We start from the raw sequence: 12105 nt of genomic DNA on the forward strand, positions 1-12105 counted from the left end.
CCTGACTTTCTGAATAGACCTAGTCAATAGCACGGTCCTTCGGCACGGGGTCGAAACCGGTGTTTGGCTGGATGCATGGGCACGGACATCGACCTGACGGGGGACGGCGTGGACAACGGCGACGGGGAGCACCTGGCACGCGCGGTGCGGCGGGACCAGGCGGTGCGGGCCGCCGTGGAGCAGGGGCTGCTGGGGCCGGGCCACCCCATCGTGGGCCTTCTGGACGTGACCGGCATCCGGGAGTCGGCGGCCGAGCTGCGGGCGGCGTTCGACGCGGTCACCGCGCCCGGCACCCCGGTGCTGCACGCCTTCGCGGTGAAGGCGACCCCGCTGGTGCCGGTGCTGCGGCTGCTGCGGGAGGCGGGGATCGGCGCGGAGGTGGCCAGTCCGGGCGAGCTGGCGCTGGCGCGGGCGGCGGGGGTGCGTCCGGAGACGACCGTTCTGGACTCGCCCGCGAAGACGCCGGCCGAGCTGCGGGAGGCGCTGGCGCTGGGGATCGCCGTCAACGCCGACAATCCGCAGGAGCTGGACCGTATCGACGCGCTCATGCGGTCCGCCACGAGCCGTTCCCCTCTCGGGATCCGGGTCAACCCGCAGGTCGGCGGGGGTTCGATCGGGGCGACGTCCACGGCCACGGCGACCTCGAAGTTCGGGGTGGCGCTCCGGGACGAGGGCGCCCGGGAGTGGATCGTGCGCGCCTACGCCGACCGCCCCTGGCTCACCCGGCTGCACGCGCACACCGGCTCCCAGGGCATCCCGCTCTCACTGATGGCGCGGGGGGCCGCGGAGACGTACACGCTCGCCGAGGAGATCAACCGGAGCATCGGGCGGCGGCAGATCGACACGGTCGACATCGGTGGCGGGTTGCCGGTGAACTTCGCCTCGGACGCGACGGCGCCGACGTACGCGCAGTACGCGCGGCTGCTGAGCGAGACGGTGCCGGGGCTGTTCGACGGGCGGTACGGGCTGGTCACCGAGTTCGGGCGGTCGCTGCTGGCCAAGCACGGGACGGTCGTGGCGCGGGTCGAGTACGCCAAGAGCGCGGGCGGACGGGCGGTCGCGGTGACGCACGCGGGGGTGCAGGTGGCGACGCGGACGGTGTACGTGCCGGGGTCGTGGCCGCTCAGGATCGCGGCGTACGACGCGAAGGGGCGGCCCAAGGAGGGGCCCGAGGTGGTGCAGGACGTCGCCGGACCGGCCTGCTTCGCCGGGGATCTGCTCGCCGAGGGGCGGCCCCTGCCGCTGCTGGAGCAGGGGGACTACGCGGCGGCACTGGACACGGGGGCGTACTACTTCGCGCACCACTACGCGTACAACTCCCTGGCCCGGCCGGGGATTTACGGCTTCGCCCCGAGTGACGGCCGTGGTGCCGGCGACGGCGGCGGGGTCGCTTTCGCGACCGTCCGTACGCCGCAGACCCTCGACGAGATCGTGGCCGAATCCGGAGGGGCGCACGCGGCCGGGCTCACCACCCTCTGAGCAACCGCGCGCCGTTGACGCACGCCGGTGGACATGTGGGTCAACTGTTCCGAAAACGAGCTCAGTCGACCCACCTTAGTCATCTGGCGCATGTTCCACTGGAAAATGCCAGAATCCTCACCCCCCGCGCACACCCTGCGTAGTTTCGGCGTCACTCAGCCGAACCCCATGCGGGAGGGGAACCGCGGTGCCCGGAATCGACGAGTGTCTGCTGGAAGCCATGCAACTACCCGGTGCCCGGGGCGTCGCGCTGGTCGACTGGACGAGCGGGCTGGCTCTGGGCACCGCCGGGGAGTCACCGGGCGGCGACCACGAGGCGGCCGCCGCGGAGGTGGCCGAGCTGGCCCGACTGGCCGCCGAACACCGGGCGTTCGCCCCGGACGACGACGTCACCGACCCACCGGTCGAGGACGTGATCATCAGCAACCGGGACAGCTACCACGTCCTGTGCTTCGTCCGGACGTCCTTCGACAGCAGCGTCTTCCTGCATCTGTGGCTGGCCCGCGTGGAGGGCAACCTCGCGCTGGCCCGGATCCGCCTCGGTGAGATGACCGGACGGCTGGTGCTCGGATGACGGCGGTCAGGACCCCACCGCCGCCCAGGCTGCCGGTGCGGGACAAGGCGGAGGCCCGCGACCGGGCCTGGGGCGGCGTCTCGCCGATGCTGACCCGGCTCGCCGCCGAGCGGGCCACCGGCGTCCTCGTCCGCGAGCGCGGCACCCTGCATCTGGCCGAGGGCCGGGTGGTGCACGCCGAGAGCCCGTCGGCGCCGGGCCTCGACGTGCTCCTCACGGCCCACGGCACGCTGGACGCCGACACCTGGAGCAAGGCGGTCGCCGAGGCCGACGGCGCTCCGGGCGCCGGCCTCCTGCTGGCCGGACGCGGCCTGCTCACCCGGGGCGCGCTGGAGCTGTGCCACCTGGAGGCGCTGTACGACGCCGCCTACTTCGCACTGGCGCCCAGCAGCAGCCCGGGCCGCTTCCGGTTCACGGGCGTCGGCCGCCTCGGTGCCGTGCGCCCGGTCACCGTGGCCGCCCTGGAGCACGAGACGCTGCGCCGCCGCGACCTGCTGCACCGCATCTGGCCCGACCCCACCACCGACGAGGCACCCCTGCTGCCCTCCGACGCCCTGGCCGCCCCCGGCCTCACGGCCCGCCAGCGTGCGGTGCTGCACCTGGTCGACGGTGTCCGCGGGGCCTCGGACATCGCCCACCGGCTGGGCCGCCCGGCGTTCCACACCCTGGTGGACGTACGGCGGCTGGCGGCGGCCGGAGTCGTCACCCGCGACCTGGCGGCCGCCCCCCGCAGACCCGGCCCCACGAGCCGCGGCACGCCGATACCCCTGGCCACCCGCGGCCCCCTGCCCCCCTCCGACGCGGCCATGCCCGAGGTCACCGATCCCGACATCACGTTGCTGAAGAGGCTCAGAGATGCGCTGGAGTCCCTTTGAGCGGCAGCGGGCACGCGCCGAGAGGAGAGACCTGATGGCGGCCGAACCCGAGATCCTGGACGAGCTGCGCCGGTTGAGAAGCCGGGTGCCGCACCTCACCGGCGCCCTGGCGGCGAGCGTGGACGGACTCGTCATCGCCCAGGACACACCCGGTGTCGAGCCCGAGGGCATGGCCGCGCTGACCGCCGCCGCGCTCGGTGTCTCCCTCCGGCTGGCCGACGCCACCGGGCAGGGCGACTTCCGCGAACTGCTGGTGCGCGGGGCCTACGGCTACGTGTCGACCTACGCGGCGGGCCGCACGGCCGTCCTGACCCTGCTCGCCCAGGACAGCGTCAGCATCGGGCGGCTGCATCTGGAGGGCCGGCGCGCCAGTGCCCGCATCGGGGAGCTCGTCGACTCCCGGGCCCCCGTCGAGACACCCGCGAAACCGGCCCGGGCGCCCGCCCGGACCGGCACTCCACGAACGAGAACGGCGCGCACGCCACGTACCACCAACGCGCGCACATCCACCGAAAGTTGAACCCGACCAGAGGGGCACACCCACCATGGCCAACACCGAAACCTGTCTGAAGGAAGCTCTCGCCTCCATCGAGGGCGCGACCGGAGTCGCCCTCGTCGACTACACCAGCGGTATGGCGCTCGGCACGATGGGCGGCAGCAAGAGCTTCGACCTGAACGTCGCGGCCGCCGGTAACACCGACGTGGTGCGCGCCAAGATGCGCACCATGGAGCACCTGGGGCTCAAGGCGCAGATCGAGGACATCCTGATCACCCTCTCCGACCAGTACCACCTGCTCCGTCTGATCAGCGGCCGCGGCGGCAACGGACTGTTCATCTACCTGGTCCTCGACGCCAAGCGCGCCAACCTGGCGATGGCCCGCCATCAGCTGCGGAAGATCGAGGAGGACCTGGAGGTCTGACGCTCAGACCAGTGCCGCGGCGCGGCGGCGCGCCCCGCCCGGGGCCGCGTCGCCCGCCGCGATGCCGGTGCCGCGGTACGCCTTGACCGCCTTGCCGGCCGGGCGTCCGCCGCGTGCGTCGAGCCAGTCGACCCGCACCCACAGCAGGGCCTCCTCGGCCCGCTCGCGCCGCCCGAGCCACGCGGCCTTCAGCCACAGTCCCACGCCGGTCCCGGCGAGCAGCATGCCGCCCGCCGCGGGCACGGCGAAGGAGCTGCCCAGCGCGGCCGCGAAGGCGAGCAGCAGCCACCAGCGGTGGCCGCGGCGCCAGTTCCGTACGGTCACCGCGCGGTCCTGGAGCACATCGTGCTTGCCGGCGCGGGCGGCACCGCGGGTCAGACCCGTGTAGCGCTTGCGACGCCGGTACGCCACGAGGGCCGCCGCGACGATGAACAGCGCCGCCCCGGCCAGGACGCCGATCCGGCGCCCGGTCAGCCCCGGCACCAGGACGCCCACACCGGCCGCGAACACCCCGGCCCACCACAGCGGTGCCGCCCCCGCGCGCACCACCACGGCCACCCGGGCCAGACCTTGAGCTCTGCGATCTCCGCGTGCCACGTTCCGCCTCCTCGTCGCTCGGGCACAGTCCTTGGCGGCGCAGAATAGTAAGCGAACGTGAGACGCGCCTTAAAGAGGCGTCACTCCACGAAAAGTCCCCGCGCCGCCGCGCGCGCGTCGAACTCCTCGAGCCGCGCCTGGGCATCCGGCAGGTCGTCGCACATCGCCTCGAGGAGCACCCGCCCGAGCAGCATCGGCGCGCACGCGGTGTCGAAGGCGAGCCCCGTGCCCACGGCGGCCGGCAGCAGCAGGTCGGACACCTTGGCGACCGGCGCGAACGCGGAGTCGGCGACGGTGACGACGCTCAGCCCGGCCTCCTTCGCGTACCCGAGGGTGTCCACGACCTCCCGTGGATGCCGGGGCAGCGCGAAGCACAGCAGCGTCGAGGCGCCCGCGCGGACGGCGGCGTCGATCCGGTCGTGGATCATCGTGCCGCCCTCGTGGAGCAGCCGTACGTCCGGATGGACCTTGGCGGCGAAGTACGCGAAGCCGTACGCCTGGGAGGCGGCCGCCCGCAGGCCCAGCACCGGCAGCGGACGCGAGGCGGCGAGGAGCCGTCCGGCCTTCTGCACGGGCCGCGGGTCGGCGAGCAGCTCCGACAGGTGCCGGAGGTTCTCGATCTCGGCCTCGACGGCCTGCTGGTATTCGTTGTACGACGCCGAGGCCGCGCTCTGTTCGGCGGGCGCGACGTCGCGCAGGTGCTTGCGCAGGGCCGGGTAGCCGTCGAAGCCGAGGGCGACCGCGAAGCGGGTGACGGACGGCTGGCTGACCCCGGCGAGCTCGGCCAGCTCGACGCTGGACAGGAACGGCACGTCGGCGGCGCGCCGCACCATGCTGTGCGCGATGCGCCGCTGGGTCGGTGTGAGCCGGTGCCCCTCGAAGAGCGCCTGGAGCCGTGCGGCCGGGCTGTCGCCCACGGCCGTGACCTTCTCGCCGGCGCGCTCGGCACCCGGCTCGCCACTGTGCTCGCCGCCCCGCTCGCCCCGCTCCGCGGCCTTCTCCGCGCTCATGACTCGCTCCCCCTCCAGATGTCCGTGAACCGGTCGAGCAGTGCGGTCGCCGCCGTCACGTCGTCGGTGAGCGGCCGGTCGGCCTGGTCCTCGTCGAGCACCGACATGGCGAGCTCCAGCGCGCGGCCCACCGGGAGGTCCAGGTCGGGGCCGAGGTCGCGCTGGCGCAGCGCCCTTACGGCGGCGACGAGTTCGCAGCCCACCACCAGACGGTACGCACCGCACGCCCGCAGTGTCTGACGTGCGGCGAGCGAGGCGAAGCTGGCCTGTTCCTCGACGCCCCGGGAGAGTACAGCGTGGCCGAGCGAGGCGGGTGCCGAGAAGGCCCGCAGCTCGCCGAGGGCGGCGCCGGCGGCGTACTCCAGGATCATCACGCCGGAGGAGGCGGGTTCGTGGTCGGCGAGGAAGGGGCGCAGGCGGGTGTAGGCGGGTTCGTTGAGGGTGGACAGCCGTGACGTCGACAGCCGCGCGACCTGGGTCAGCGCCAGCCTGAAGTGGTCCAGGGCGAGGGCGAGTTGCGCCTGGTAGAAGCCGCCGTGGTGGTAGGCGGCCATGTCCTCGGGGGTGATCAGCGGGTTCTCCGCGGCCGCGTTGATCTCGATCGCGACGACCTCCTCCAGGGCGTCGGCCGCGTCATGGGCGGGACCGTGGATCTGGGGCAGACACCGGAAGCCGTACGGGTCCTGGATCCGCCCGAGCGGCGGGGTGGGCCGCTCGTCGGCGCCGATCAGCTCCCGCATCCGCCGGGCGACCTCGGAGGACCCCCGGTGCGGCCGGGCGGCGTGCACGGGCGCCGCGTACGCCTCATGCGACCCGTCCACGGCGAGCAGCGACAGCGCCCCGACGACCTGCGTGGCCTCCAGCAGCCCCCGCAGCTCATGCAGGGCGAGGGCGGCCTGCCCGAGCGTGAGGGCATTGCTGCTGATGAAGGCAAGGGCGTCATTGTTGTCCAGAAGCTGCGCCTCAGGCGCACCGACCAAGCCCCGGAACCCACCGGAACCACCCACACCGATCCCACCGGAACTGCCGCGCAGTCCCGAGCCACCGCGCGAGCCCGAGCCACCGGAAGCATCCACGCTGGTCCCACCGCGAACACCGCCGCCGATCCCGCCGTAGGGTCCGCCCAGCCCCGAGCCACCGGAGCCACCGCGCGAGCCCGAGCCACCAGAGACGCCCACATCCCGCTCACCAAGAGCGCCCGCACCCCGCCCGACTGAACCCTCCACGCCTGCCCGGCCGGAAGTGTCGGCGCCGAGCCCTCCGGAAGTCCCGGTCAGGCCCACCCCACCGGAGGCGTCCACGCCCGCCCCGCCGGAGGTTCGGCCCGCACCGAGCCAGCCAGAGTTGCCGGAAAGCCCCCCGCCCGTTCCCGTCGCGCCCCGCCACGGGTGCTCCCCCGCCAGCGCCAGCCCCACCTGGGCCAGTGCGGCGATGTCTCCGGTGCCCACCGAGCCGAACTCGTTGACGACCGGATACGCACCGCTCTCCAGCGCCTCGCACAGCGCGGTGACCACGGTCGGCCGGAGCCCCGCGCCGCCCGCGAGGAGCTGGTTCGCGCGGACGGCGAGCATCGCGCGGACCTGCCTCGCCGGGAGCTCCTCCCCGATCGCCCCGGCGTGGCTGCGCAACAGCCGCAGCCCGTGCTCCGCGGCCGCCTCGGTGGGCACGGACTCGTTCCGGTTGGCGCCGACGCCGGTGGAGCGGCCGTAGACGCGTCCGGTCGCGGCGATCTGCCGGGCGGCGTCCCAGGACTCGGTCACCCGCTTCATCGCATCGGTCCCGGGCACCGGCCGCGCGGCCCCGTCGGCGAGCCGCACGACGTCCGCGACGCCGAGTCCGATCCCGTCGAGGACGACCAGACCGGTGTGCACAGAACCTGGTGCGTCCACGATATGAGACGACATCGAGCCCAAACTCCCCTCAATCAGGACACACGATCTTGCCTGCCGGTCATCCGTTACGTCGGATTTACATCAACCCGTTGACAAGTTATTCAGCTACAGAGAACTCTGCATGACGTTATACAGCCGGGCAAGGGACATCTCATGATCCAGTTCGACGCGGTCCACAAGCGCTTCCCCAACGGCACGACAGCAGTCCACGACCTGACCCTCGACATGCCGGAAGGCGGCGTGACAGTCCTCGTCGGATCCTCCGGTTGCGGCAAGACGACCACCCTCAGAATGATCAACCGGATGGTCGAGCCGACCTCCGGCACCATCAAGGTCGGCGGCAAGGACATCACCCGCCAGGACGCGGCCGAACTGCGCCGCTCCATCGGTTACGTCATCCAGCAGGCCGGCCTCTTCCCGCACCGCACGGTGCTCGACAACATCGCCACCGTGCCGCTCCTCCTCGGCCACGGCCGCCGGAAGGCCCGGGCCCGCGCCGCCGAGCTCCTGGAGACCGTGGGCCTCGCACCGGACGCCGGCCGCCGCTACCCGCACCAGCTCTCCGGCGGCCAGCAGCAACGCGTCGGCGTCGCCCGCGCCCTCGCCGCCGACCCGCCGGTCCTGCTCATGGACGAGCCGTTCGGCGCGGTCGACCCCGTCGTGCGCACCCAGCTCCAAGACGAACTTCTGCGGCTCCAGAAGGAGTTGGGCAAGACCATCGTCTTCGTCACCCACGACATCGACGAAGCGGTCCGGCTCGGCGACCGCATCGCCGTCTTCCGCACCGGCGGCCACCTCGTCCAGTGCGCCACCCCCGCCGAACTCCTCGCCCGCCCCGCCGACGACTTCGTGGCCGACTTCCTCGGCGCCGAGCGCGGCCTGAAGCTGCTCTCGCTGAAGACCCTGGCGAACGTCCCGCAGGGCCCCGCGCCCGAGGGCGGCACGTGGTCCCTCGTCCTCGACGCGGCGGACAAGCCCCTGCGCTGGGCCTCGAAGGACACCGAGATCCCCGTACGACCGCTGACCGACAACGATTCCCTGCTGTCGGCCCTCAACGAGTCCATCGCCTCCCCCACCGGCCTGATAGTCCGCGTCGACGCGGACGGCGTCCTCACCGGCGTCTCCTCCCGCGACGACATCCACGCGCACGCGGGCCAGGCGCACAGCGAGGCCCGGGTGGTGACCGCATGACCATCGACTGGTCATGGATCGGCGACCACACCGACGACCTCACCACCCTCACGGTCTCCCATCTGCAGGCAGCCCTCGGCGCCGTCTTCCTCGGCCTCCTGATCTCGCTCCCGCTCGCGGTGATCGCCCATCGGATCCGCCCCCTGCGCGGCTTCCTGCTCGGCGTCTCCAACGTCCTGTTCACGATCCCGTCGATCGCGATCTTCGTGCTGCTGCTGCCGGTCAGCGGCCTCACCCGCACCACGACCGTGATCGGTCTGACCGTCTACACGCTGGTCGTCCTGCTCCGGAACACCGTCGAGGGACTCGACTCGGTCCCCGTGAAGACCAAGGAGGCGGCGAAGGCGATGGGCACCCGCCCGCTGCGCACCCTCCTCACCGTCGAGTTCCCGCTCGCGCTCCCCGTGATCATGGCGGGCGTCCGCATCGCGACGGTCATGTCGATCTCCCTCGTCTCCGTCGCGACCTACATCGGCGACGGCGGACTCGGCCAGCTTTTCACCGACGGCTTCCAGCGCAACTTCCCGACGCCGGTGATCGTGGGAGTGGTCCTCACGATCCTCCTCGCGGTGGTCGCGGACGCCCTGCTGGTCGCCCTCCAGTACGTCCTCACCCCGTGGAAGAGGCGGCGAGCCTGATGTACGAACTCTTCAAGAACCTCGGCACCTGGCTGACCAGCGGCGCGAGCTGGTCCGGTGCGGACGGCATCGCCCACCGCCTCGCCGAGCACCTCCAGTACTCGCTCCTCGCGACCCTCATCGCGGCCGCGATCGGCCTTCCCCTCGGCCTGCTGATCGGCCACACCGGCAAGGGCGCCTTCATCGCGATCAACCTCGCCTCCTTCGGCCGCGCCCTGCCGACCGTGGGCCTGGTCGTGCTGGTCTTCCTGGCCGGCGGACTGTCCATGCTGCCGGTGTACGTCGCCCTGGTCGCCCTCGCCGTCCCGGCGATCGTCACCAACACCTACGCCGGGATGACCGCGGTCGACCCGGACGTCCGCGACGCCGCCCGCGGCCAGGGCATGCGCGGCCACCAGGTCCTGTTCCAGGTCGAACTGCCGCTCGCGCTCCCCCTGGTCATGACGGGCCTGCGCCTGGCACTGATCCAGGTCGTCGCCACGGCGACCATCGCCGCGTACGTCTCCTTCGGCGGCCTCGGCCGCTACGTCTTCGACGGCCTGGCCCAGCGCGACCTCGTCCAGGTGCTCGGCGGCGCGGTGCTGGTCACCGCCATCGCCGTCGTCCTGGACCTGGCCCTCTCCGGCCTCCAGCGCTTCCTCTTCCGCCACCGCACTGCCTAGGGACCCCTCGATGAACCGACGCACTCTCCTCGGCGGCCTCCTCGCAGCGGCCTCCGTCCCCGCCCTGACCTCCTGCGCGGGCGGCATCACCTCCCTCGACGGCGCAGGCTCCGGCACCGGTGGCGGCGGCTCCAGCAAGGACGGAGTCACCATCGGCACCGCCAACTTCACCGAGAACCAGGTACTGGGCTACCTCTACGCGGCCGTCCTGGAAGCGGCCGGCGTGAAGGTGAAGGTCCGCCCCAACCTCGGCACCCGCGAGATCCTCATCCCCGCCCTCAGAGGCGGCGACATCGACCTGCTGCCCGAGTACCAGGGCGCCCTCCTGCACTACCTCGCCCCCAAGGCGACGGCCACCGAGGAGGGCGCGATGCAGAACGCCCTCGCGGTCGCGCTCCCCGCCGGGCTCCAGGTGCTGCCGTACGGCATGGCCGAGGACTCCGACGCCTTCGTCGTCACCCGGGAGACGGCACGCAAATACGGCCTGACCTCCCTCGCCGACCTGCGCAAGCAGAACGGCAAGCTCGTCATCGGCGCGGCACCGGAGGTGAAGAAGCGCCAGGTGGGCGTCATAGGACTGAAGGACGTGTACGGCGTCGAGTTCAAGGAGTTCAAGTCGCTGGACTCCTCAGGACCGCTGGTCAAGGGCGCCCTGAAGAAGGGCGACGTGGACGTGGCGAACCTCTTCACCACGGACACCGACATCCAGGCCAACGACTGGGTGGTCCTCACCGACCCCGAGAACCTCGTCCCCGGTCAGCACGTCGTCCCCCTCATCGCCGACCGCAAGGCCGACTCCACGGTCCGCAAGGCCCTCGCCCGCCTCGGCAACGTCCTCACCACGGCCCAGCTCACCGAACTCAACCGCCAGGTCGACAAGGACAAGAAGGACCCGGAGGACGTGGCGAACACCTACGCCGCCCAGCACGGGCTGAGCCGACCGAGGGGCTGAACCCGACCATCAACACGGGGGATATCCCCAGTGCGGCGGGCGTCGGCGCTGCCTAACTTGGATTCCATGAGCGGAATGGACGCGCGGGACGCCGACCTGAAGAAGGAACTCGACGCCACCCTGCAGGCCCGCAGGGAACTGGGCGAGGAGTACGAGTCCGCGCTGGTCGACTCCTTCCTCGAGAAGGTCGACCAGCGCATCGACGGCGCGGTGGAGCGCCGGGTGCGCCGGCAGATGGCCGAGCAGCAGATGGTGGTGGCCCGGGGCTCCCGGTCGCCGAAGCCCACGGACTCCTGGGGGGAGCGCTTCGGCTTCGGCATCGTCTCCATGGTCCTGGCGATCCCGCTGTCCGCGATCGGCGGCGGCATCGCCCACCTCCCGGGCCTGCTGGTCGCCTGGGCCGGCATCGTGGGCGTCAACGCCTTCCAGGCGGTCCGCACGAACCCGGAGCTGTTCCGGGGCCGCCGTCACCACAAGGACGACGACGCCTGGAAGGACTGACCGGACGGGTCACGCCTGCCGGGTCGGCAGCACCATGATCTGCCGCAGGTTGACGTGCCGGGGACGGCTGGCGACGTACGCGACGACGTCGGCGACCTCCTCGGCCGACAGCGTGCCCACCGCGTCGATCATCCCGCCGATCTGCTCCCGCAGCCCGTCGCTGTCGATGTGCGAGGCCAGCTCGGTCTGCGTCAGCCCCGGCTCGACATTGGTGACCCGCACGTCGCGCGGCCCGAACTCACCCCGCAGCGACTGCGAGAGATAGGTCAGCGCGGCCTTGGTGGCCCCGTACACCGCGTAGTTGGGGAACGTGATGTGCGCGCCGATGGACGAGATGTTCACGAGGTCCGCGGTGCGCCCCTCGGCGGCGGTGCCCACCAGATCCGCGGTGAAGGCCCGGATCATCCGCAGCACCCCGGTGACATTGGTGTCGATCATCCGCTGCCACTCGTCGACGCGCCCGTCGTCGACCGGGTTCGGCAGCATCACGCCCGCCGAGTTCACCACCAGGTCGACAGCCCCGTAGGCGGCATGGATCCGCTCGACGGCCGCGTCCACCGAACCGTCGTCGGTCACATCCGCGACCACGGCGAGCGCCTGCCCGCCATCGGCCCGGATCTTCTCGACGACGGCGTCCAGCCGCTCCTGACGCCGCGCCAGCAGCGCGACCTTCGCACCCTGCGCGGCCAGCAGTACGGCGATGGCCTCACCGATCCCGCTCGCGGCCCCGGTGACGACGGCGGTACGGCCGGACAGATTCTCGTACGACATTGCGGTGCTCCTCAGTGACCGGAAGTCCGCCGGGCACCCCCGG

At 72.2% G+C, this 12105-nt stretch carries 14 protein-coding genes; 10 read left to right on the forward strand and 4 right to left on the reverse strand.

What is annotated here, in order from left to right:
* The first annotated feature begins 75 nt into the window (after positions 1-75).
* The 5 genes from OG381_RS20485 (at position 76) to OG381_RS20505 (ending at position 3848) form a co-directional block, all read left to right on the forward strand.
* Positions 76-1479: a diaminopimelate decarboxylase gene (locus OG381_RS20485; protein WP_327717513.1), complete on the forward strand. Its 1404-nt coding sequence runs from the start codon at positions 76-78 to the stop codon at positions 1477-1479.
* Positions 1480-1666: 187 nt separating this feature from the next.
* Positions 1667-2053: a hypothetical protein gene (locus OG381_RS20490; RefSeq protein WP_307029758.1), complete on the forward strand. Its 387-nt coding sequence runs from the start codon at positions 1667-1669 to the stop codon at positions 2051-2053.
* Positions 2050-2928 (forward strand): transcriptional regulator, encoded by an 879-nt coding sequence (locus OG381_RS20495; protein WP_327717514.1) that lies wholly within the window; start codon positions 2050-2052, stop codon positions 2926-2928. Before OG381_RS20490 ends, OG381_RS20495 begins: the two co-directional genes overlap by 4 nt.
* Before the next feature lie 34 nt (positions 2929-2962).
* Positions 2963-3448: a roadblock/LC7 domain-containing protein gene (locus OG381_RS20500; protein ID WP_307029755.1), complete on the forward strand. Its 486-nt coding sequence runs from the start codon at positions 2963-2965 to the stop codon at positions 3446-3448.
* A gap of 25 nt (positions 3449-3473) precedes the next feature.
* Complete coding sequence (locus tag OG381_RS20505; RefSeq protein ID WP_327717515.1) at positions 3474-3848, forward strand: hypothetical protein; 375 nt, start codon at positions 3474-3476, stop codon at positions 3846-3848.
* 3 nt (positions 3849-3851) lie between these two features.
* Here OG381_RS20505 and OG381_RS20510 read toward each other — a convergent pair whose 3' ends face one another.
* The 3 genes from OG381_RS20510 to OG381_RS20520 all read right to left on the reverse strand — a co-directional run bounded on the left by OG381_RS20510 (position 3852) and on the right by OG381_RS20520 (position 7344).
* Positions 3852-4445: a hypothetical protein gene (locus tag OG381_RS20510; protein WP_327717516.1), complete on the reverse strand. Its 594-nt coding sequence runs from the start codon at positions 4443-4445 to the stop codon at positions 3852-3854.
* Between the two features lie 80 nt (positions 4446-4525).
* Positions 4526-5455 carry a MurR/RpiR family transcriptional regulator gene (locus OG381_RS20515; protein ID WP_327717517.1) on the reverse strand — a complete coding sequence of 310 codons (930 nt, stop codon included), beginning with the start codon at positions 5453-5455 and terminating at the stop codon, positions 4526-4528.
* Positions 5452-7344: an aromatic amino acid ammonia-lyase gene (locus OG381_RS20520; protein WP_443061918.1), complete on the reverse strand. Its 1893-nt coding sequence runs from the start codon at positions 7342-7344 to the stop codon at positions 5452-5454. Before OG381_RS20520 ends, OG381_RS20515 begins: the two co-directional genes overlap by 4 nt.
* A 156-nt stretch (positions 7345-7500) precedes the next feature.
* On the opposite strand from OG381_RS20520, the gene OG381_RS20525 reads away from it, so the two are divergent.
* The 5 genes from OG381_RS20525 (at position 7501) to OG381_RS20545 (ending at position 11291) form a co-directional block, all read left to right on the forward strand.
* Complete coding sequence (locus tag OG381_RS20525) at positions 7501-8538, forward strand: ABC transporter ATP-binding protein (protein WP_327717519.1); 1038 nt, start codon at positions 7501-7503, stop codon at positions 8536-8538.
* Positions 8535-9176, forward strand: a complete 642-nt coding sequence (locus OG381_RS20530; RefSeq protein WP_327717520.1) for an ABC transporter permease — start codon at positions 8535-8537, stop codon at positions 9174-9176. Before OG381_RS20525 ends, OG381_RS20530 begins: the two co-directional genes overlap by 4 nt.
* Positions 9176-9838: an ABC transporter permease gene (locus OG381_RS20535; protein ID WP_327722518.1), complete on the forward strand. Its 663-nt coding sequence runs from the start codon at positions 9176-9178 to the stop codon at positions 9836-9838. The genes OG381_RS20530 and OG381_RS20535 overlap by 1 nt, the downstream gene beginning before the upstream one ends.
* 10 nt (positions 9839-9848) lie before the next feature.
* On the forward strand, positions 9849-10790 hold the full coding sequence (locus OG381_RS20540; protein ID WP_327717521.1) for an ABC transporter substrate-binding protein: 942 nt from the start codon (positions 9849-9851) through the stop codon (positions 10788-10790).
* A gap of 75 nt (positions 10791-10865) precedes the next feature.
* Positions 10866-11291 (forward strand): hypothetical protein, encoded by a 426-nt coding sequence (locus OG381_RS20545; RefSeq protein WP_327722519.1) that lies wholly within the window; start codon positions 10866-10868, stop codon positions 11289-11291.
* 9 nt (positions 11292-11300) lie between these two features.
* On the opposite strand, the gene OG381_RS20550 is transcribed toward OG381_RS20545, so the two are convergent.
* The gene (locus OG381_RS20550) at positions 11301-12062 is read right to left on the reverse strand and encodes an SDR family oxidoreductase (protein ID WP_327717522.1); all 762 of its coding nucleotides are present in this window, start codon (positions 12060-12062) and stop codon (positions 11301-11303) included.
* Positions 12063-12105: the final 43 nt, after the last annotated feature.

The organism is Streptomyces sp. NBC_00490 (assembly GCF_036013645.1).
In the GTDB taxonomy this organism is placed as follows: Bacteria; Actinomycetota; Actinomycetes; order Streptomycetales; family Streptomycetaceae; genus Streptomyces; species Streptomyces canus_F.